The organism is Pseudoalteromonas sp. S3178, from assembly GCF_005886985.1.
Taxonomy (GTDB): Bacteria; Pseudomonadota; Gammaproteobacteria; order Enterobacterales; family Alteromonadaceae; genus Pseudoalteromonas; species Pseudoalteromonas carrageenovora.
In genome coordinates this window covers 19154-41818 of record NZ_PNCW01000085.1, presented here as the reverse complement: position 1 = coordinate 41818, position 22665 = coordinate 19154, and the positions used below count along the sequence as shown (strand labels likewise).

Annotated in this window: 19 protein-coding genes; 5 read left to right on the top strand and 14 right to left on the bottom strand. The window is 39.4% G+C overall.

From position 1 onward, the window contains the following. Positions 1 to 365: 365 nt before the first annotated feature. Both CWC11_RS19000 and CWC11_RS18995 read left to right on the top strand, forming a co-directional pair. Positions 366 to 1427, top strand: a complete 1062-nt coding sequence (locus CWC11_RS19000; RefSeq protein ID WP_138683942.1) for a hypothetical protein — start codon at positions 366 to 368, stop codon at positions 1425 to 1427. A 51-nt stretch (positions 1428 to 1478) separates the two neighbouring features. Further along, positions 1479 to 2543 (top strand): hypothetical protein, encoded by a 1065-nt coding sequence (locus CWC11_RS18995; protein WP_138683941.1) that lies wholly within the window; start codon positions 1479 to 1481, stop codon positions 2541 to 2543. Positions 2544 to 2576: 33 nt separating this feature from the next. Here the strand turns inward: CWC11_RS18995 and ttcA are convergent, their stop codons facing one another. The 11 genes from ttcA to ccoN all read right to left on the bottom strand — a co-directional run bounded on the left by ttcA (position 2577) and on the right by ccoN (position 12625). After that, positions 2577 to 3491 carry a tRNA 2-thiocytidine(32) synthetase TtcA gene (ttcA, locus tag CWC11_RS18990; RefSeq protein WP_058549672.1) on the bottom strand — a complete coding sequence of 305 codons (915 nt, stop codon included), beginning with the start codon at positions 3489 to 3491 and terminating at the stop codon, positions 2577 to 2579. Positions 3492 to 3594: 103 nt separating this feature from the next. After that, complete coding sequence (gene uspE, locus CWC11_RS18985; RefSeq protein ID WP_138683940.1) at positions 3595 to 4521, bottom strand: universal stress protein UspE; 927 nt, start codon at positions 4519 to 4521, stop codon at positions 3595 to 3597. A 109-nt stretch (positions 4522 to 4630) separates the two neighbouring features. Beyond that, positions 4631 to 5368 carry an FNR family transcription factor gene (locus CWC11_RS18980; RefSeq protein ID WP_138683939.1) on the bottom strand — a complete coding sequence of 246 codons (738 nt, stop codon included), beginning with the start codon at positions 5366 to 5368 and terminating at the stop codon, positions 4631 to 4633. Between the two features lie 68 nt (positions 5369 to 5436). Beyond that, positions 5437 to 6108 (bottom strand): sulfite exporter TauE/SafE family protein, encoded by a 672-nt coding sequence (locus CWC11_RS18975; RefSeq protein WP_138683938.1) that lies wholly within the window; start codon positions 6106 to 6108, stop codon positions 5437 to 5439. Next, positions 6101 to 6268, bottom strand: coding sequence for a cbb3-type cytochrome oxidase assembly protein CcoS (gene ccoS / locus CWC11_RS18970; RefSeq protein WP_002963071.1), 168 nt, complete (start codon positions 6266 to 6268; stop codon positions 6101 to 6103). Before ccoS ends, CWC11_RS18975 begins: the two co-directional genes overlap by 8 nt. After that, positions 6265 to 8640, bottom strand: a complete 2376-nt coding sequence (locus tag CWC11_RS18965; protein WP_138683937.1) for a heavy metal translocating P-type ATPase — start codon at positions 8638 to 8640, stop codon at positions 6265 to 6267. Before CWC11_RS18965 ends, ccoS begins: the two co-directional genes overlap by 4 nt. A gap of 8 nt (positions 8641 to 8648) precedes the next feature. Then, entirely contained in the window at positions 8649 to 9140 is a 492-nt protein-coding gene (locus tag CWC11_RS18960; RefSeq protein ID WP_058549677.1) for a FixH family protein, read from the bottom strand. A 141-nt stretch (positions 9141 to 9281) separates the two neighbouring features. Beyond that, positions 9282 to 10316: a cytochrome-c oxidase, cbb3-type subunit III gene (ccoP, locus tag CWC11_RS18955; RefSeq protein WP_138683936.1), complete on the bottom strand. Its 1035-nt coding sequence runs from the start codon at positions 10314 to 10316 to the stop codon at positions 9282 to 9284. Continuing rightward, entirely contained in the window at positions 10313 to 10498 is a 186-nt protein-coding gene (locus CWC11_RS18950) for a CcoQ/FixQ family Cbb3-type cytochrome c oxidase assembly chaperone (RefSeq protein WP_058549679.1), read from the bottom strand. The genes ccoP and CWC11_RS18950 overlap by 4 nt, the downstream gene beginning before the upstream one ends. 6 nt (positions 10499 to 10504) lie before the next feature. After that, positions 10505 to 11179: a cytochrome-c oxidase, cbb3-type subunit II gene (gene ccoO / locus CWC11_RS18945; protein ID WP_058549800.1), complete on the bottom strand. Its 675-nt coding sequence runs from the start codon at positions 11177 to 11179 to the stop codon at positions 10505 to 10507. 12 nt (positions 11180 to 11191) lie between these two features. Continuing rightward, positions 11192 to 12625 (bottom strand): cytochrome-c oxidase, cbb3-type subunit I, encoded by a 1434-nt coding sequence (ccoN, locus tag CWC11_RS18940; protein WP_064386483.1) that lies wholly within the window; start codon positions 12623 to 12625, stop codon positions 11192 to 11194. Between the two features lie 341 nt (positions 12626 to 12966). Here ccoN and CWC11_RS18935 point away from each other — a divergent pair, with 341 nt between their 5' ends. The 3 genes from CWC11_RS18935 to CWC11_RS18925 all read left to right on the top strand — a co-directional run bounded on the left by CWC11_RS18935 (position 12967) and on the right by CWC11_RS18925 (position 18010). Then, positions 12967 to 13392, top strand: a complete 426-nt coding sequence (locus CWC11_RS18935; RefSeq protein WP_138683935.1) for a hypothetical protein — start codon at positions 12967 to 12969, stop codon at positions 13390 to 13392. A gap of 578 nt (positions 13393 to 13970) precedes the next feature. Further along, complete coding sequence (locus CWC11_RS18930) at positions 13971 to 16553, top strand: TonB-dependent receptor (protein WP_138683934.1); 2583 nt, start codon at positions 13971 to 13973, stop codon at positions 16551 to 16553. Positions 16554 to 16657: 104 nt separating this feature from the next. Continuing rightward, entirely contained in the window at positions 16658 to 18010 is a 1353-nt protein-coding gene (locus CWC11_RS18925) for a hypothetical protein (RefSeq protein WP_058549683.1), read from the top strand. A 71-nt stretch (positions 18011 to 18081) separates the two neighbouring features. Here CWC11_RS18925 and CWC11_RS18920 read toward each other — a convergent pair whose 3' ends face one another. Genes CWC11_RS18920 through mfd form a run of 3 tightly spaced genes read right to left on the bottom strand, consistent with a single transcriptional unit; the run spans position 18082 to position 22662 of the window. Beyond that, positions 18082 to 18333, bottom strand: coding sequence for a hypothetical protein (locus tag CWC11_RS18920; protein ID WP_058549684.1), 252 nt, complete (start codon positions 18331 to 18333; stop codon positions 18082 to 18084). Positions 18334 to 18352: 19 nt separating this feature from the next. Beyond that, positions 18353 to 19189 carry a peptidoglycan binding protein CsiV gene (locus tag CWC11_RS18915; protein ID WP_138683933.1) on the bottom strand — a complete coding sequence of 279 codons (837 nt, stop codon included), beginning with the start codon at positions 19187 to 19189 and terminating at the stop codon, positions 18353 to 18355. Further along, complete coding sequence (gene mfd / locus CWC11_RS18910; protein ID WP_138683932.1) at positions 19189 to 22662, bottom strand: transcription-repair coupling factor; 3474 nt, start codon at positions 22660 to 22662, stop codon at positions 19189 to 19191. The genes CWC11_RS18915 and mfd overlap by 1 nt, the downstream gene beginning before the upstream one ends. Between the last annotated feature and the right edge of the window lie 3 nt (positions 22663 to 22665).

Genomic DNA, 22665 nt, shown 5'->3' with positions numbered 1-22665 from the left:
AAAATTCTCATTTACGACTGCATGGATGCAGAAGGTAGAGCAATGCAGGATCAATTGCCGAGAACAAGTAAATAGCCAATTTTTTGCCTAGCTATCAACATGTTTTTATAGCCTCAAAATAGCTCACTCAATTAAGCGAATTAATATAACACCTATAAACAATTTCATTTTTTACAATTATAGGCCATTAATTAACTGATTTAATTTGAGTAAAAATTTAAATTAAGTAAATGATAATAACTTGTTGCATTTTTGAGCGTTGTTCCTAATACTGATGCTTGTGCTGTGTATAGCGCAGCACAAAACACCACATGAATACCTTTAATGATCAAAAACACATTGAACACACACCATTAAGGAATTATATGAACAACAAAAAACGCACACAAAAGCTAAGTTATTTACTTGGTGCAGGCCTTGCTATGTTAATGAGCTTTTCTGCGGTAAGTAAAGACTACAAAATTATATTAATTCATGGTTTACAGGTTTCTCAAATAACAAACAAGTCGGGTAGTGACGTTGTTAATGATGGCGAGACCTATTGGCAGTCGTACTGGAACAACAGGGCTGACGAACGTATTGATTGGCCTGCATACGAGCGAGTAGAAGGTAAAATTGCAACTGATTGGGTATGGCCTAAATTAAAACAAATTTCTCGCTCGAATCTATGCGATCAAGGTTGTGTATTAGTAACGCATTCAACGGGTGATTTAATTGCACGTCATATTATTGATAATCAGGAAAATTGGCTAGAAAATGCAGGACTTGAGCCACTTAATATTGTGGCTACCTTTGATTTAGCGGGGGCAGGTGGTGGTAGCGAGCTTGCAGATGTTGCAGTAAGTGCATTAACTGGCGCTGCATGGAACTTTGCAGTGGATGCCGCACTCAAATGGTGGTTAGGAAGTGATGTAACAGAAGCCGTAGGCGTTTTACACGACTTAAAAGTAAATAATGCGCGTAAAATTTCACCGCTTCCTGATGCACGTACCCCTCGTTTACGTTTTGTAGCCGATGGAAATGCATATTTAGGTATAACAGGTGGTTTTTTAAAAGGTAATGATGATTCGGTAGTGGCATCACATTCGTCATGTGGCGCAAGCTCTGCAAAATCTTTTGGCAGTTGCAGCCAAAGTATTGATACAGATGGACGTTTAAAGTCGCAAGGTGATGCTGTAAATAGCTTTATGCCAAACCATTACCCAATGATGATGAGCGACAGTTACAGCCATAATGAAATCCATAACGCTCAGCGCAAAGGTAATGTGACTATTGCAATGAATAATATAGGCGTTGATGGTCAAAATATTGGTTTTAATACTTTTGATAAAACAAGAGGTACTTGGTTTTGGAAAAAGCAGTACCGTTATATAAAAGACTCAAATAGTAAAAGTGCGTCAGCACTTATTTATAATGTGATCCCATAAACATTAATAGCGTGCAGTGATCTGCACGCTTTAAAGGAATATTTAATACTTATGAAGAAATTTTACGCAGTAGCGTTACTTATCAGTATAGCTTTATATACTTTATGGTTTGTTAACCAAAGTGATGAAGCTCCAATCGATGAGCGAAAAAAACAGTTGGTTTATCAGTCAGCTGTGGCTACTGCACCTGTTCCTAGTAAAGTGATAGCCATTGATTTACCAAAAAATAAAAAAATAGAGTCAAAAAAACAAGTTGCCTTTAATGAAGATTTAACAAAAGCGGCAGAGCAAGTGGTTATGCAATATGAAAGTGCACTTAAATATCCACCTTACTCTCAACCTTTAAACCCGCAAGATGAAGACCGTTTAAAACCAAACCAATTTTATCCTGTAATAAGCCCAATTGATGAATCGGGCACTGAAGCGCTTACTTTGAGCTTAAAGCAATATAGATATGTTTACCCAGAAGAAATTGAGTTGAGTGTAAGTGCAACTAACTTAACTAAAGTAAGTGTTGAGTTATCAAATACAGATACCAAAGAGGTGCTAAATACTCACAAGAGCTCAGCGCGACAAGGTGAGGCTATTGTTACTTTTAAAGCTAAAGAAGACTACCCACGTAATTTACAAATATTTGTTGATGCCGATATAGCAGGGAAAAAAGTACCAGTAGTCGCGCAGATTCAATACATGGCGCCTAGTGCCACGTTAACTGGGTTTGAAAATGCTTACCCCCAAAATGAAAATATGCTTGTGCCTGCAAATTTAACTGTAAAAAAGAGTGGCCTTTACCGTGTAAGGGCTAATTTATACAGTGGTAATACACCTCTTGCACATTTAGTGGCTAAAGAGCGTTTGTCGCAAGGGAGTCAAAGCGTTACCTTAAAAGCGCATTGGTCGGTGTTACCCCAAGGTATTACTGATATGCATTTAAGTGACTTTGTGATTGAGAGGATGTCACCAAGTCCTGGTGAGCTCAATAGCTTTGGTAATAGTGAAGTTAGTATTTTTGAGATCACCGATTTTGCATACGATAGCTTACAACAACTACCGTATCAGGCAAATAATCAAGAAAAGCTAAGTTTAGAGTTTTTACAGGGATTAGCGAAGGGCTAAAAAGAGCTTAATATAAGCCCTTAAATGTGTAATTTAGCTTAAATTTATAGTGACTACATCAGCTTGAGCTGGCTGCTCGTCGTCTGTATTTACAGGCACTTTTGGAATATCTGGCTTATCTAGCGCAATATCACCACCATCTATTACTTCACCGGTTTTTAGGTTTTCAAAATCAAATAATTCAGCATCAGCTAAATGAGAAGGCACTACATTTTGCATTGCTGTAAAAATACTTTCTATACGGCCAGGGTGTTCTTCGTTCCACTTAGCAAGCATGTTTTTGGTGTGCTTACGCTGTAAGTTTTCTTGTGAGCCACATAAGTTACACGGAATGATAGGATAACCCTGTACAAAAGCATATTGGCTTATGTCGGCCTCTTTGCAATATGCCAATGGACGAATAACCATATGCTCGCCATTATCGCTCATTAATTTAGCCGGCATACTTTTAAGCTTGCCACCGTAAAACATATTTAAAAAGAGTGTTTCGATCATGTCATCGCGGTGATGGCCAAGTGCTATTTTAGTCGCGCCAAGTTCTTTTGCCGTACGATATAAAATACCGCGACGCAAACGAGAGCAAAGTGAGCACGTTGTTTTACCTTCAGGGATTATATCGGTAACAATACTGTAGGTGTCTTCTTCAACAATTTTGTATTCGATATCAAGTTTATCAAGATACTCTGGTAATACATGCTCTGGAAAGCCTGGTTGCTTTTGATCTAGGTTGACCACGAACAAGTCAAACTTAATTGGCGCAACACGTTTAAGGTGCTGAAGCATTTCAAGCATGGTGTAGCTATCTTTACCGCCTGATAAACACACCATAATGCGGTCGCCCTCTTCAATCATATTGAAGTCCATAACGGCTTGACCAGTTTGGCGGCGTAAACGCTTTTGAAGCTTATTTAAATTAAATTGAGCTTTAGCTTGATCTGAATGTGACAATTACGCCCCCTTGATAAACATACGCAAAGTTAATTGCTAAAAAGAAAGGGGCGTATTATATACCCAAGTACTATGGGTATTAAAGCGCTAGTTAAGGCTTTGTTTAACTTTTGGCAAGAGGGCTAACATAACCGTCTGGTTTTAATGCCAGTACATCGCAATCTAAACTATCAATTACATGCTCTGCGGTGTTACCCACTAAAGCCGCGCTTAAACCAGTACGCCCAACAGTGCCAATAACCACTAATTCACTATTTAAACGTTTAGCTACATCGGGGATCACATCCTCAGGTAAGCCTTCTTCAATAAAACATTGCTCTGTCGTTAAATTAAAGTCGTTAGCAAGCTGTGTTGTAGATTCAATGTGGTGTTTTTTTACTGATTCGTTATAAACACCTGGGTTAAACTCTGGAATTTCGATAGCAATATTTACAGGTGTTGCTGGGTATGCATTAACTAAGTTGAGTTTTGCGTTTGCCAGTTCACATAAAAACTGTGCATCTTTAATAATGCGTTTGTTAAGTGCAACGTGTTCATCGTTTTCGCTTACTGCGTTAATAGCAGCTAAAATATTACCATTAGCTGGCCATGCCATTTCTTTTACAAACAACACCGGGGCAGGGCATTTTCGTACTAAATGCCAATCGGTAGGGGTGAATATAACTGATTTAAGCGCGCCGTGCTGATGTGTGCCTTTAATGACTAGGTCAAAGCTTTGCTCCATAACGGTATTAATAATGGCTTCGTAAGGACGGTTATGCCAAACCACTTGGGTATCTATATTGATATTTTTATAGGGAGAGACCAAGTCGGTTAGCCAAAGTTCGCGGTCTTTTATAACAGCGCTTCGCATGGCTTCTCGTTCTTCGCCAGAGAGCATGGTAGTCATTTCGTAAGAGAAGTCGTAAACCGTCATAAAGGCGGTAATACTTGCGCCAGATTTTTTGGCAAGCTCAATTGAGCGTGATAAGCCATGCTGGTCGTCTTTGGTAGGATCGATAACCGCTAAAATGCGTTTTATGGTGTTCATGAGCTACTCCTTAGTTGAAGTTCTATATTTAGTGTAACGCAAATACAAAACAGTTAAAGGGGTAGCACACAAATTGTTGTTCTAAATCAAAGTTACAGCGAGTACTGGCTTAGCAAGGCTTAACTATTGCCGCAGTTTTTGCCAGCGCACTGTTATCTAAAATAGTAATAAACTTACCTTCAACTTTGATTAAATCGGCTTTTTGAAAACGGCTTAATAAACGGCTAATGGTTTCAACGGTTAGACCTAAGTAATTACCGATTTCTCCACGGGTCATGGTAAATCTAAATTCTTTACGCGAGAAACCACGTTCACCAAAACGCTCTGAAAGGTTATAAATAAAGCTGGCTAAGCGCTCTTCTGCTGATTTTTTATTAAGCAGTAACAACATTTCTTGATCGTAGGTAATTTCGCTGCTCATTAAACGCATTATTTGCTGGCGTAACTTAGGTAATTTACCAGCGAGTTCGTCAAGGGTATCAAATGGAATTTCGCATACCATTGAGGTTTCAAGTGCTTGAGAAAAGCTTTGGTGGGCCATTTTGCTAATAGCATCAAACCCGACTAAATCGCCAGCTAAATGAAAGCCTGTAATTTGCTCATCACCTTGCTCTGAGAGTGTATAAGACTTAAATGAGCCAGAGCGTACAGCGTAAATAGCCTGCAAAGGTGCGCCGGACTCAAATAAATAGTCGCCTTTATGTAGTGGTTTTTTTCGCTCAATAATTTCGTCAAGTTTATCCATTTCTTGGCCATTTAACGAAAACGGCAAACACAATTGGCTTATACTGCAGTTATTACAGCTAATAGCACAATTACTTTTAGCGCGACTTTGAGAGAAATCCATAATTTAATCCGTTTTAGTTTTTATATACTGGGGCAAATAAACCTCGAAAGGTTAATACACCATAAACATTAATGTACTAACTTGTCGGTTGCAATAATCAATAAGTAGATACCATACCAAATTATAACACTACCTAATACAATACGGGTCCAAGGATGGTTTATTATGCTATTAAGTTTTTGCGCCGTTAAGCCAAGTGTGATCATGGCTGGAAATGTCCCTACTGCAAAGCATAACATTACAATAGCGCCATCAAAGGCTGTAGGGCTCGTCATTGCCCACGTTAATGCTGAATAAACCAAACCACACGGAAGCCAACCCCATAACGCGCCATAACCCAATGCTTTAACTGTCGAGTCAACGGGCATTAAATATTTATTAAGCTTAACAATATGCTGCCAAATAAGCGTTTTGCCTATTTTCTCTAACCATTGCAATGTAGGACCTAAACGCATTATGTAAACGCCTACCAAAAGCATAAAAATTGCTGCAATAAATGAAAGCGTTATAGAAAATGATGTATTTTGTTTAGCAAATTGGCTACTTATACCCGCAACGAGTGAGCCTGCAACCATGTAACTTAATGCTCGCCCAATATTATAAGCGAATGAGTAGGTAAGAGTTTTACGCTTGTCGCTGGCTAATTGTAAAGAGCTTGCAATACCTCCGCACATAGCAAGGCAGTGGCCGCTACCAATTAGGCCCATTAAAAAAGCGCTAATATAAAGAGGGTCAATCATTGCTTTTGTTGTGCTGCTCTTTATCATCTTCAAACAAAATACTGTGACCTTGTTTGTTTAAATCAGAAAATTGTTCGCTTTTAACAGCCCAAAAAAATACACCAATGGCAATAATGACGAACAATATAGCAATCGGGATCAAAATATAAATAATGCTCATAACTTTAAAAGCCTTAGTGAATTGCTAATAACAATAATTGAGCTGGCAGACATTCCAATAACGGCCATCCATGGAGCAACAAGACCAAGGGCTGCGAGCGGCAAGATAGAGGCATTATACAATAAAGACAGGGCAAGGTTTTGCTTAATAATACGCCTAGTTTGTTTAGCCACATTTAATAGGTGATCAATTGACGCTAAATCACTATTTAATAGCACTACATCAGCGCTATTTTTAGAAATATCAGCGCCGGTTTCCATTGCAATAGATAAATGAGCACTGGCAAATACGGGGCTGTCGTTAATGCCATCACCCACCATTGCAACCACCTCATTTTGCGATGACCATTGCTCTACAGCAGTTTGTTTATCTTTAGGTGAGAGGCCTGTTTGCACACTTTCAAGTTTTAGCTGCTTAGCAATTTTTTGCCCTGCATCGGAAGCGTCACCCGTTAGCATATGGCAGCTTAAATTTTGCGACTGCAAAGAGCTAATAAGTTTTGTTGCATCACTTTTTACTTTATCAACAAAATAAAAACGTGCGATTACTTGTTTGTTTATATACAAACTGGCTTGAGCGTTGGTTTTTTTACTCTCAAACCAGCCGCTTTTACCAATAGCATAATGGTTAGCTGCATTTTGTGCGCTAATACCGAGGCCAGGATGCACCTCTATATTATTTAAATCATGTTTAGCGGGAGGGTATTCGTTAAATGCACTCGCTATAGGGTGCTCAGAATAACGCTCAAGCTGAGCCGCTATTTGTAAAACGTCAGCTTTGCTGTACTTTTCATCAAGTATATCTACCGCGTCGAGTGTAAATTTTCCTTGGGTAAGCGTGCCTGTTTTATCAAAAGCAAATAATGTTAGTTGTGAGAGCGTTTCAAGTACATGCGCTTGCTTTATCAATATGCCTTTTCGGGTAAGTGTTGCAACAGCGCATGTAAGTGCGGTTGGAATAGCTAGACTCAAAGCACATGGGCAAGTGGCAACGAGTACCGAAATAGTGATCCAAAAGGCATGCTCAGGGTCTATTTGATACCAACCAATAGCAGTTATAGAGGCAAATATAAGTAAAGATGCAATAAACCACTGAGCTACTTTATCGGTTATCTCCACTAATTTAGGGCGCTTGGTTAATGCATTGTGTTGCAAGCGAATAATTTGGTTTAAAAGCGTGTTTTGGCCAATTTTATTAATTTTTATTTCTATTACGCCATCGTGATTAACGCAGCCGGCGTAAACATTGTGACCAATAAATTTAGTAACAGGTTGATGCTCGCCGGTCATCATTGACTCATCAACTGTTGTTTTACCTTTAACTAACTCACCGTCGGCTGGAATAGTTTCGCCAGCTTTTATGAGTACTATATCGTTTAGTTTTAGTTTTTTTGCAGCAATAATGTGCTCATTGCCGTTTTCATCGAGTGTGCGGGCAGTAAGAGGGAGTAGTTTTTGTAAGTTAGCTGTAAATTCACTGGCTTTTAATCGGGCTCTAAATTCTAAATATTTACCTAGCAATAGCAAAAAGGTAAACATACAAACCGATTCAAAATAAACTTCGCCCACTTGCATAAACGTAGCATAACAACTAGCACCATAAGCCCCAAAAATAGCAAGCGATACGGGTAAATCCATGTTGAGTTGTTTGGCTTTCAAACCATTAATGGCATTAGTTAAAAAGGGCAGGGCGCTGTACAAAATAACCGGCGAGGCAAGCACTAAGCTTATCCACCTAAAATATTGCTCAAAGTTGCTATCCATTCCTGAAAACATGCCAAAGTACATGGCAAATGCAAACATCATTACTTGCATGGTCATCAGCCCAGCAACACCTAAACGACGTATATAAGCTTTAGCTGTTTGCTGCTTTTGTTGGGCTTCTGTATCAGCTTGGAACGGGTAGGCTTTGTAGCCAATTTTAGCCAAAGCGGTAATGATTTCACTCAGTGGTGTGTTTGTTTTATCCCACTGGATCATAGCGCGGTTAGTTGAGGTGTTTACGTCAACGCGCTTAACTGTTTTTAAGCTTAGTAGTTGCTTTTCGATAAGCCAGGCACACGCGGCACAGGTAATGCCTTCAACACTTAAAAATACTTCAGAGATATTGTCGTTTGTGGCTATAAACTCACCTTGTATGTCTTCATTGTCGTAGCTTTTTATAAACGCGAGTTGCTCTGGTACTAATTGCTCTACTTTACCGGCTCGAACGGTGCGGTATTTGTAGTAGTCGGTCATGCCTTGATCAACAATGTTTTGCGCAACCGCTTGGCAGCCAATACAACACATTGGCTGTGACGTGTTATCTATAATAACAGTTGCACTAAACCCTTTAGGCACACTCTCAAGACAATGAAAGCAACAAGTACTCATATTTACTACTACTTATAATTAGGCGTTACTAACAGAGGCTGCTCTGTAGGAAGTGTGATGTTTTCTTTTAACTTCCAGCTGCCATCTATAGGCTCTATAAACACAGAGTAGGCGCCCGGTGTATAGTTTTCGAGTAGGGCTGTAAATTCTTTATTAGCATTTGGAGTTAATGTGGCGGCAAAGTCATGGGCTTTGATGGTACGATGATAAAATGATAATTTTAGTGCAGGTACATTACTATAATCGCCTTTAGTAAATTTAAAACTAACGCGTTCATCAGTAACATTAAGCTCACCGTGTAAAAAGAGTGCTTTGGCTTTTTCAAACTTAGTAAGCTCTAAATTTATAGCTTTACCTTTTTTGTAGTAATCATCTACCACCATGTCTGGGCCATTGCCCACAGCAGTAATAATTAATGTTATGCACCCAATAATGGCCGCGAGCGGAAAAAAGATTAAAAACCAAGGCCAAAAATTTTTATACCACGGAGTAGGTTGCATAGTTGCTCTGAAATTAGTTTAGGTGGGGTTATTTTATAGCAAATATTTGTAAAAGACTAAAAAAAAGCCTCCGACTGGAGGCTTTTTTGATCTGGATTAATCTATTGAAATAAAAAGATTAATTATTGGTTAACTCAATGTTTATTTATCTTGCGATAAGCTGTAAACATACGCAGTTAACAAGTGAATTTTATCTTCACCTAAAATGTCTTTCCATGCTGGCATAACACCGGCGCGGCCATGGTTAAGCGTTTCTTCAACAGCGCGTTGAGAGCCACCATATAACCAAATGTTATCTGTTAGGTTAGGTGCACCAAACGGTAAGTTATGTGCAACAGACCCTTTACCATCAGCACCGTGACACGCTGCACACATGGCAAACTTAGCGGCGCCAGCGGCTGCATCTTTTTGGTTAACAGTACGACCAGATAAGCTAAGAACATGAGCCGTCATTTCTTTTACGCCTTGCTCACCAAGTGCAGCACCCCAAGAAGGCATTGCAGCTATACGACCATAAAGAAGTGTTTCTTTAATTTTGTCAGGTGAGCCACCGTATAACCAATCTTTATCAGTTAGGTTAGGGAAGCCAGTTCCACCACGAGCATCAGAGCCATGACACTGAGCACAGTTTTGCGAAAATAAACGCTGACCAATCTCAAGTGCTAATTGACCATCTGTTTGCTCGTGTTTATCACCATTTTCAAGGGCAACTTGCTGCGCTGCATCACCTTCAAATTTAGAATTAACTAAATCTAAAACGGGTACTTGTGCAAGTTTGTTGAAAATTGGACCAAAACGTTCTTGTGCAGCTTCGTACTCTTTATCAAGTTTAACAAAACGGCCTTCTTCTTTAGCATCCGCAACTGCTTTTTTAGATTCAGCTAAAGACGTAATACCCTGATTAGAGCTAGTCCATTTACCTAAACCTTCCCAGTTACCTAAACCTGGGTAAGCTGCAAGGTAATATACAGACCAAACAAATGTTGCAAAGAACATGTACGTCCACCATTTTGGTAGTGGATTGTTCAGCTCTGTAATACCGTCATATTCATGCCCACAATCTTCACCTTCTTTAACTGCAACATAGTTTTTAAGGTTCCAAACTAATAAGCTAAAGATGATAATTAAACAGGCTAGGGTTAAAACAATAACCCAAATACTCCAAAAGCTAGTCATTTTTCAGACTCCTTTTCCTCGTTAGAGAGTGTGTTGTTATGTTTTTTTTCATCTTCAAAAATGGCATTAGCAGCGTTATCAAAACGATTTTTGCTACGTTTGCTGTATGCCCATACAACAATCACAATAAACAATACTAAAATTACCAGAGTCAAAATGCCTCTGTATGTTCCGTAATCCATAATTTTTTACTTCAAGTGGGTGCCAAGTTGCTGTAAATACGCGATCAAGGCTTGCATTTCTGTTGCGCCTTCGCCGTTATTCATAGCGTTAACTTTTTCAACATCTGCTTGAAGCTCTTCGTCGCTGCCATAACCTAACCCCGGGTGTTTTGGGTTTTCAGGGTTGATAGCAAAAGTATCACGGAAAATTTGTAGTTTTTTCAGAGTTAGGCTGGTATCAACCGTTGTCTCTGCTAACCAAGGAAAACCTGGCATGTTCGACTCAGGAACCACGGCACGTGGGTCAACTAAGTGAGCATAATGCCAATCGTCCGAGTAACGTTTACCTACACGAGCAAGGTCAGGGCCAGTACGTTTAGAACCCCATTGGAAAGGGTGATCCCATACTGACTCGCCAGCTACAGAGTAGTGACCATAACGCTCAACTTCATCGCGAAAAGGGCGGATCATTTGTGAGTGACAGTTGTAACAACCTTCACGTACATAAATGTCTCGGCCTTCCATTTCAAGCGCGTTAAGTGGGCGCAGGCCTTCAACAGGTTTAGTCGTATCGTCTTGGAACATTAGCGGAGTAATTTCAACTAATGCACCAAAACTAATAGCAAAAACAGTCAGAATAGCCATTAGGCCAACGTTCTTTTCTACTATTTCATGTTTATTTTGTGAATTTTTATTGCTCATCATCTCACTCCGTTATGCTAATTGTGCTTGCGCGTCTAACTTCAGTGATTCTTTTTCAGCTGAAATTGTACGGAAAACGTTATAAGCCATAACTAACATACCTGTTACGATGAATACACCGCCTACAAAGCGCATAATGTAGAAAGGATGCGACGCTTCTAAAGACTGAACAAAGCTGTACATTAATGTACCGTCAGAGTTAACTGCACGCCACATTAGACCTTGCATAACGCCTGAGATCCACATTGCAACAATGTAAAGTACAACACCTACCGTGTGTAACCAGAAGTGGGTGTTAACCAATTTAACGCTGTACATACGACCTTGTGCGAATAACGCAGGGATAAGGTGGTAAATAGCACCAATTGAGATCATAGCAACCCAACCTAGTGCACCTGAGTGTACATGGCCGATTGTCCAATCTGTGTAGTGAGATAACGCGTTTACAGATTTAATTGCCATCATTGGACCTTCAAACGTAGACATACCGTAGAAAGACAATGAAACAACTAAGAAACGAAGTACTGGGTCGGTGCGAAGCTTATGCCAAGCGCCTGAAAGCGTCATAATACCGTTAATCATACCACCCCAAGATGGAACGAATAAGATAATAGACATCACCATACCTAAACTTTGCGTCCAATCAGGTAGCGCAGTGTAATGAAGGTGGTGAGGACCTGCCCAAATGTATAATGAAATAAGTGCCCAAAAGTGAACAACCGATAAACGGTAAGAATAAACTGGGCGACCTGCTTGTTTTGGTACAAAGTAATACATCATACCTAAGAAACCAGCAGTTAGTAGGAAACCTACAGCGTTATGACCGTACCACCACTGAACCATTGCATCTACTGCACCTGCGTAGATAGAGTATGATTTAGTTAACGATACAGGCACTGCCATGCTGTTTACAATGTGAAGCACTGCAACAGTAATGATAAAGCCAGCGTAAAACCAGTTAGCAACGTATATATGAGATACTTTACGTTTGATCAGCGTACCAAAAAATACCACTGCGTAAACTATCCATACTACCGCGATTAAAATATCGATTGGCCACTCAAGCTCTGCATATTCTTTAGAGCTAGTAATACCTAGTGGTAGTGTAATTACGGCTAATACAATTACAAGCTGCCATCCCCAAAAAGAGAATGCGGCAAGTTTGTCTGAGAAAAGACGCGTTTGACAAGTACGTTGAACGACGTAATAAGACGTCGCAAAAAGTGCACTGGTACCAAATGCGAAAATTACTGCGTTCGTGTGTAACGGACGTAGTCGAGAGTATGTTAACCATGGTGTATCAAAGTTAAGTGCTGGCCAAGCTAATTGGGCAGCAATCAGAACCCCAATACTCATGCCAACGATGCCCCAAATCACTGTCATAATAGCGAATTGGCGTACAACTTTATAGTTATACTCAGTTTGTGATGCTACTGTTTGGCTCATTTTCTGGCTTCCGCTGCAATAAATGCGTTTAGAAATGAATTACCCACTTTAAAAAAGTGGGGCCTACTATTTTTCTCAAGCGTGTTACCTAAAACGTTCAAAGCCTGAATGCTTCAGAAAACAAACTCGAGAAACCCTTATTTTTTGCGGGTGAAATGATAAATTTTTTGGCCTAAAAAAGATAGGTCAATTACATAAAATTATGACATCAATCAAACTTTGTGAGCTTGTTGTTTATTTTTTGATACAGTTTGTGCCTAATTTGCTCTAATAGTAACACTCACACTTGTTATTTATAGTCGTGATTATTAGTATTTGCTTTTCTTTGCTGCGACATTGTTATGCTTATATATAGGTTAAGTTTATTTACTGCGTTGATTTTTTTATTAACAGCGTGTGATTTTTCTAAAAATTCAGACGTCAAATTACTTAAAAACGCCAAATGTGAAGCTAATTTACCATGTACTTTTTCGAACGGTGTTAAAGTATGGTTAAGCGAGAAAAACCTTTCACCAGAAACTCCATTCACTATTTTTAGCGACTTACCTGCAAACATACAAATTGAAGATGCCAAGCTAAAAGGGATCACTATGTATATGGGTTATATTCCGCAATTTTTTAAAAAGCATAATGACTTATGGCAAAGTAATACGATGGTTGGAATTTGTTCAGAAAAAAACATGCTATGGAATTTAGAGCTAATAGTAAAAAACACCACCACATCACAAATTGATACTCTCAACTATTATTTTTATGTCACTTACTAAATTTAATCTTCACTATACTGTACGAGCTTTATTCTATTCAGATCATTAAAGCTCAGTGCGAGATTAAAATCTCTACAATTCTCACTCGCTGTAAAAGTAACTCTAAAAAGTTCAATTTTTAATTGCCGCTGAACAAAAAACAAATCCAAAATTCCTTTGTAAGTAACTAATTAAGACTATTTAGCCGGTAACTATGCATAAATATGGTTAGTAATTAACATTTAGTTTTACGCTTTTAATAATGTGCTGTGATCAAGTTGTTAATTTGTCTGTTTTTGGTACAAAACTCAAGTAATTACATTTAATTACAAAGTGAATCACTTTGGTTTCAGCTGTGTTTATAATGTTTCTATATTTATTTATAGTATTGATTTTAATCTGTATTTATTAATTAACACTGAAACATAATGTAACCTATGTACCGAAAATGGTTATTCTATTTTGTTGTGTGATATAAAATGAGCTGCTGTTAAGTTTTCATTCAGTTAAAAGCGCCTAAGTTGCCCACCTGACTCACTATTCTAATAAAAAGTGAGCATTACCAATTAAGGTAAATTTCCAACAAGTAGGGTTTATTCATGAAAAAGTCAACTCTTGGTTTAGCTGTAATTGCAGCATTCCCAATGTTCTCAAGTGTGCAAGTTCTAGCTGCTGAAGACTCAGCACAAGCAATCGAAAAAATTCAAGTAACGGGTTCTCGCATTAAGCGCGCAGATATGGAAACCGCTAGCCCAGTTACTATTATCGGTGCTGACGATATCACTGCTTCAGGCGCTGTATCAGTAGACTCTGTACTACAAAAAATGACCGCTACAGGCGGCGCAATGACTAACCCAGGTATTAATAATGGGTCTGGTGGTAATGCATCAATTGATTTACGTGGTTTAGGTTCACAACGTACTTTAGTACTTGTAAACGGCCGTCGTATGATCAACTCAGGTACAGGTGCTGCTTCTACCGTTGATTTGAATACTATTCCGGTATCTATGATCAAGCACATTGAAGTACTTAAAGATGGCGCATCTGCTGTTTATGGTACGGATGCTGTTGCAGGTGTTGTAAATATTATCTTAAAAGATGATTTTGAAGGCTTAGACCTTAACGTTAAATCAGCAATCACTACTGAAGGTGATGCAGATGAAACGTCTTTTGATATCACAATGGGTGGTAACTTCGGTCGTGGTAACGTTGTAATCGGTTTACAGTACACAGACCGTGGCGATGCTTCTCAGGCAGATCGTAGTTTCTCTGACTGTCCATTAACTGAAGATGGCGATGGCAGTGCTCCATACTGTTCTGGTTCTTCTTATACGCCTAATGGCCATGTTTGGTCAGGTGATGAATCTTTGCAAGGTCAAGCTGATAATGGTTGGCACGACTTTGGTACTATTGACGCTTACAACTATTCGCAATCTAGCTACTTATACACGCCAATGCGTCGTTTAAACCTTACAGGTATTGGTAGCTTTGATTTAACTGATGACACGCGTTTATACTCTGAGTTTACATACTCGAAACGTTGGTCAGAGCAGCAATTAGCGCCTCAACCAGTATGGTTCGACTTTGACTACGCTGAATGGATGGGTGATTCTTTAATCGACCAAAACATTAACTACGGTGATGAAGTTTCTTACGGCCGCCGTATGGTAGACACTGGTACACGTGACTCATCTCAAGTAGTTGATACAGTTCGTTCTGTAATCGGTGCTGCAGGTTATTTAGATAATGGCTTAGAGTGGGATACATCAGTTATTTTTGGTCGTAATGACTCAGTGGATCGCTTAAGCAACCTTCACAACATGGGTTCAATTCAAAGCGAAATTGAAGCTGGTAACTTTAACCCTCTTTCACAAGCTTCATGGTCAAGCAGCAGCTTTAGTGACTATGTTTACACCGAGCAAAACTCAGGTGGTAGTCAATTGTTTATGATTACAGCTGCGCTTTCTGGTGAGTTAATGGAAGTACCAGCGGGCTTTGTAGGTTTTGCAGCAGGTCTTGAGCGTCGTGAAGAAAAAGCATGGTACACACCAGATTCTATCACTTCACAAGGTCTTGCGAATGACCCACGTGTTGATGCAACAAGCGGTCGTTTTGATGTAAACGAAGCATACCTTGAACTTGCTATTCCTTTAGTTGCTGATGCTTACCTAGCACAGAATGTAGAATTAAGCGCTGCGATCCGTGCTTTTGACTACAGCACATTTGGTTCTGATGAAACGTGGAAACTTGGTTTAACTTGGCGCGTAAACGACGAACTAATGCTTCGTGGTGTTCGCTCTACAGCTTTCCGTGCTCCTACAGTTGCTGAGTTATACTCAGGTGATTCTCCATCTTACGAGCAAGTTAGCTTTACAGGTGCACAAGATCAAGCTGAAGTTACAGTGGGCGGTAATGACCAATTAACACCTGAGTTAGCTGATACAGTTACTGTTGGTGTAGTTTACGAACCAGAGTGGTTTGATGGCTTCTCAATGACGTTAGATTACTACGACATTGAAATTGAAAACGCTATTGCAACAGTAAATAACCAATACATTGTTGACTCATGTCTTGCATCAGATGGCTCTTTAGCTAATCAATCAACAGCACTTTGTAGTTCAGCAAATATTGATTTTAACCAAAGCACTGGTCGTATCTCGTTTAATAACCAACTACAAAACGTAGGTTATGAGCAAACAAAAGGTTATGACTTAAACTTAAATTACAAATTTGATTTAGCTGGTCTTGCTTGGAACACGTCATTAGATGTTACTTACCTTGACGAATACACTGTTGATGTTATCGAATCAAGCATTGATTACGCTGGTTTAATCACTTCTGGTATTGGTGGTTATGCTGACGTTAAAGCAAACTTTGAGTTAGATGTTAAAGGTGATGTTTGGTCTGCTAACTACAAAGCACGTTACATTGCTGGAATGGATAGCTACAGCTGTCTAGGTAAAGAATCTACATGTTATGCACCAACAACACCATCTGTTGTTTACCATGATGTAAGTGGTTCTTACTTTATCAGTGAAATGGTATCGTTGACTGCTGGTGTAAATAACTTATTTGATAAGCAACCACCATACTACTCAGGTAACAACGATTCTAACACTGACCCGTACACATACGATGTACTTGGTCGTCGTGTATTTGCTGGTGTAAACGTTAAGTTTTAATTAGCACATTAATCGTATTAAGGCTCAGTTTTTACTGGGCCTTTTTTATTGAACAAAGCAAAGGAGACAAGTACACTTAATACCATTATTAGAAGGAGAACTGATTGTTAAAGCAAGACGAAAACTTATCTTTTGTCATTGAACCAGAGCTCAACCCGCGTGCTGAGCAGCGTATTGATCTGTATTTTTCTATACCCAATGAAATGGGTATTAACCCGCAAACTCTCACTGAAGAATCTTACTTTAATAACCACTTTAAATCGCACTTAGCGTATAACGCTAACAACATTCACTTACCCTTAGTAAGAAGCCGTTTTGTTAGTAAAAACAAAGGTGAGCAACAAGATTACCGCCAAAACCTTAATTTGTTTTGCTACCAGGTTCGTCTAGCGCTGGATGCTGATATACGAGACGCGCTTAAAATTGAAGATGTTGAAGATTTTTTCCAGCGAGCTATCGAGTTATTTGGCCAAAGTGAAGGATTACTTAAAAAGCTTAGGCGTTACACACCTGATGATGAAAAACTGATCCCATTTTTTACTAATGCTGATAACTACTTAAGCTGGCATGTTGAGCAGTCATTTTTAAAGCTATTAGATGAAGGTCCACGTAGTAGCGATTTTGCAAAAGAACGTAATGATCTACTGCAATTTTGTAAAAACGAGAATAGTTACCGTGGAGAGAAAAACTATAACTCCGAAACCACATTACAAGACGCAAATCGTATAACCAATAAAATGCGCCTGTTACAACGTCTAATAGAGCATGGCGTTATTTTACAGCGCCAAACACGGTTTCTTAATAGCTACCTTAAACGTTTAGTTAAAGGCACGGTGACTGCGGTTATCATGGCATTTGTAATGGTGGTAATACTAAACGCACGCTCAACCTTTACTGAAGTAACAGCCACGCTAATATTAATTCTAGGGGTTATTTACGGGCTACGTGAAATATTTAAAGAGGATATAACACGGGTAATTTGGCGAGCTATTGTTCGCGGTCGCCCTAAATGGCGCTTTAGTTTTAAAAACAGTATAAGTAAAGATAAAATAGCCAGCCAATTTATTTGGCTAGAATATGTTCGATTTAAAAAAATTCCGCAAGAAGTTAAATCAATATTTTCAAAGCGTCGCCAGCAAAATAAGCAAGCAGCGCAGTGGCTGCACTTTGCAAGCGAAACACGAGTAAGCGCAAAAGAGTTTCTACCAGGGTACGATACGCTACAGCAAACATTGCAGTTTAATTTAGCGCCATTTGCGCGTTATTTAAAACGTGGTGAAGGTAAGTTATACCATTTAGATAGTAATAAAATATCTAAACAAGGGGTAGAGCGGCGTTATCAGTTAAATATGGTACTAGTATTAACTGAGGAAGATAAAAAGCTTTACCAGCGCTATAAAATAACGCTAAACCGCAGTAAAATCATAAATATAGAACTTATTTACTCTAAAAAATAGGTTTATAGGCATACATTAAAAAAGGGGGATAGATGAAATCTATCCCCCTTTTTTAATTATTTAAGCGTTACTTAGTTAGCTAAACCATGTTTGCTATATAACGTCACTTTGTCTGAAACAAGTGTAATTTCGATATTTTTAGATTCGTCGCCCCATACACAGTTTGTGTGCAGTGTTTTTTCAACACAGTTATCAGCACTGCCTAAAATGGCTTCTACTTCAGTTTTGTCCATGCCTACTTTAATTTTTTCATAGCTTTCTAGATTTACTTTAGAACACGCTGCAAGGCTCAAGGTAGCTGCGATGATAAGGAATTTTTTCATTGTTATATCCTGCTAAATATTAATGTTTAAATTTTCTAATTTGGACAATCATGCCCATTCGAGGGTGATCAAAGTAATGTACTTCGCCACTTATTACACGTCTAAACTGCGAAAAGCGGGCTGATTCTATATCGCCGTTTTCTAGCTTTTGGCTAATATCAAAATTAGCTGTAATGTATAAATAATGTCGTAAATGTATTTTAAATAAACCATCTAGCTCCCATTCAACATTTGCCTTGTCAGGGTCGTCGAAAAGCTCAGGTTGCGTATTTAATAAGCTTACAAAGTCAGGATTTGAATAGCTTGGAATAACATTATTATCACTTTTAATATGTTTTCCAGCTATTAAATGCATGCTCGGTGCTCGTGACTTACTGGCGCCTTCAAAGCGCCATCCGGTATGCAAAATAGGTGTTAACCCTTTTCTGTCGAGCTGACGCAATTGAGTTTTAAACTGTAATTGTTCAGGTGCTAACAAATAGGTTTGCTGCATATGATCCTGTGCTGCTACTTGTGGCGTTACAGGTAATTCATCGTAGCTTTGCATGTAATCAGTGCTGTCGTCGCATACACCAGATTGCGGGTTTGAGTTAACTAATGAATCAGTAAAAGAGTGCTTTTTAAAACGCGCGTCGCCATCTATACAAGCTTGCATTGCTTGCTCTGTATAAAGAGGTGTCATTAAATCTAGGCTGTTTTTATCTTCAATAGTGTCATGTTTAAGTGTAAAGTCTTCTTGTAAGTATGGAGCAGGGCGCTGCTTAAATACCAGTACTTCTACTTCAAACCAACGTTCTGCAAATGCAGTGCTGCTAAATAAGCAACATAGAACAATAAGCGATTTTTTTAGCAACATTAATGGCTAACCTTTTTTTCGAAATCTGCAATCATTGCAGTGACCATTTTTAAGCGTTCGCGAGCGTTAGCTTCACTAATTGCGAAGCGCAGTTTATTTGCGCCATCCATTTTGTACACCTTAGGTGCACTTTGTATCAAGCCAATGATGAAGCTAGGGTTAACCTTCGTGTTTTGACTAAACTCAAAGTAGCCCCCTTTAGGGTTTGCTTCAATTTTTGTTATACCTAAATTACTCGCTTGCATTTTAAGTTGTTGCAAAATAAATAGGTTTTTAGCAGCGTCAGGCAGTAAGCCAAAGCGGTCTATTAGCTCTACTTGTAATTCATCCATATCAGCAAGACTAGCACAACTTGCTACGCGCTTGTACATGCCAAGACGCGCATTAACATCGTGAATGTAGTCATCGGGTAGTAATGCAGGGAGTTTTAAATCTACTTCTGTTTGTTTTTGTAATAGGTTTTCAAGGGTTGGCTCTTTGCCTTCACGTAACGCATTTACGGCTTGTTCAAGCATTTCCATGTACAAACTAAAACCAATTGTTTGCATTTGCCCTGATTGATCGTCACCTAATAACTCACCGGCACCGCGTATTTCTAAATCGTGAGTCGCAAGAGCAAAGCCTGCGCCTAAATCTTCGAGTGACTCTATGGCTTGCAAGCGTTTTGATGCATCTTTAGATAAAGATTTAGGATCGCCAGTTAACAAATAAGCATACGCTTGGTGATGGCTTCGTCCTACACGTCCTCGTAATTGGTGTAACTGAGCAAGCCCAAGCTTATCGGCTCTGTCCATAATAATTGTGTTTGCAGTGGGTACATCTATTCCGGTTTCGATAATAGTGGTACACACCAGTACGTTGTATTTTTGATGATAAAAATCAGCCATTATTTGCTCAAGTTCCTGCTCGCGCATTTGCCCGTGAGCTGAGGTTACACTTGCTTCTGGCACCCATTCGCTAATTTCTTGAGATACACGTTCAATGGTTTCTACGTTGTTGTGTAAAAAGTATACTTGGCCACCGCGTTTAATTTCACGAAGTACTGCCTCGCGAATTAAATCACTATCTCGTTGGCGTACAAACGTTTTAACAGCTAATCGCTTAGCTGGCGGGGTCGCAATAATAGATAAATCACGCATACCACTCATCGCCATATTCAAAGTACGTGGTATTGGCGTTGCCGTTAGTGTGAGTATGTCTACATCAGCACGTAGTGCTTTAATTTTTTCTTTTTGGCGAACACCAAAGCGATGCTCTTCATCTACAATTAGCAAACCTAAGTCGCTAAAATTAATGTCTTGCTGGATGAGTTTATGGGTACCAATAACTATATCTAACTTACCATCAGCCATTTTTTCAAGAGTGTCTTTTTGCTGCTTGGTTGAGTTAAAGCGTGAAAGCACACCCACTTCAATTGGAAAGTCAGCAAAACGGTCTTTAAAGTTTTCATAGTGTTGTTGTGCAAGCAAGGTAGTAGGCACTAATACAGCAACTTGTTTGTTATCGTTAACAGCTACAAAAGCAGCGCGCATGGCTACCTCTGTTTTACCAAACCCTACATCACCACATACTAATCGGTCCATGGCTTGTTTTGATTGCATATCGCCAAGTACCGCTTCTATTGCGTTGCGCTGATCGTCGGTTTCTTCAAAAGGGAAACTGTCGCTAAATTGACGATATGTTTGTCCATCAAGCGTAAATTTGTTACCTGGTTTGGCTTGTCGCTGAGCATAAATATCAAGAAGCTCTGCAGCTACGTCTCGCACTTTTTCAGCCGCACGTTTTTTAGCTTTTTCCCACGCGTCTGATCCTAATTTATGTAGTGGGGCACTAGCCTCTTCACCACCAGAGTATCGGCTAAGCATATGCAGCGCTGATACTGGTACATATAGTTTAGCTTCACTGGCGTAGGTGATAGTTACAAACTCGGTAATAACACCTGCGGCATCTATTGTTTGTAGCCCTTGGTAGCGGCCAACACCATGATCTAGGTGAACAATAGGTTGACCCTCTTTAAGCTCGGCTAAGTTTCGTATAAGTGCATCTTGGCTTGCTTCGTATTTGTGTTTACGACGCCTACGCTGCGATACTTTAATACCTAATAATTCTTGCTCGGTAATAATAGCAAGGCTTGGCTTAGTGCCAAGGACCACACTTTGCTCAAGCGGGCTTACAATTAAACCTACGTCGCTGTCGCTTTTTGTAAATTGCTCTAACGTATCAAACTCTTTAAATTTAATGCCACTTGGTTTTAATACACTTAATAGCGATTCTCGTCGTCCGTCTGATTCAACGCTTAGTAAAATACGGCCTTTATTCTTTTTTTGCTGGGCAACGTAATTTATAAATGCACCGTATGGTTCGTGTTGTTTATGATCAATACGAATGGCTGGTAATTCACTAACGCTTAGATTTTTATTGCCTGCTTTAGTGCCAAGTTTGGCAAGTGATAAGCGAATACGAGAAAATTCACCCAAGTTAGAAAATAGCTCATTAATTGGCTGATATAACTCTGTTGGCTCTAATAATGGGCGCAGTGGATCTACTCGGCGGTTTTCGTAGCGTACATTTACGTCGTGCCAAAAGTTATCTGCAGCATGCTCTAAATCGCCTAGTTGCATTACTGTGGTTGTATCTGGTAAGTAATCAAAAATAGTGGCGAGTTTTTCAAAAAACAAAGGCATGTAGTATTCAATACCTGCCGGCCAAGTGCCTTTACTAACTTGCATGTAAACAGAGTCTTGCTCTGAGCTTGCGCCAAACTTTTCTCGGTAATTTATTCTAAAGCGTTCTACGTCAGCTTCGTTTGTAGGAAACTCGTGAGCAGGAAGTAATTCAATTTTATCTACCTTTTCGTCAGAACGCTGGGTTTCTACATCAAATAAGCGAATGGTATCAAGCTCGTCATCAAAAAAGTCGAGCCTAAATGGGTGCGGGCTACCCATAGGATATAAATCAACTATAGAGCCGCGAATAGCATACTCGCCGTGCTCCATAACTTGTTGCACGTGTAAATAACCAGCTTGCTCTAAGTTGCTACGTAAGTTATGAGTATCGAGCTTATCGCCTACTTTAAAATTAAGTGTAGATCCGTAAATAAATGAAGCAGGCGCAGTACGAAGCATTAATGTAGATACAGGCACAATTAAAACGCTTTGTTTTTCGTTTTTAAGGGTGTTAAGTGTGGCTAAACGTGCTGAAATTATATCTTGATGCGGGGAGAAATGATCGTAGGGCAGAGTTTCCCAATCAGGAAAAACCATGACCGGATTAGCGGGTAACAGGTATTCAAGCTCGGTTTCAAGGCGTAAAGCACTGGGTGTATCAGGCGTTACAATTAAAACCAAGTCATCTTGTTGTTTTACGCCCTCAGCAATGGCAATACTTAAACCACTGCCACTAAGCTGCCCCCATTGAATTTTATCTTTTTGAGATTTTACCCAAGGCAAGGCTGCCCATTGCTCAAACGCCATAAT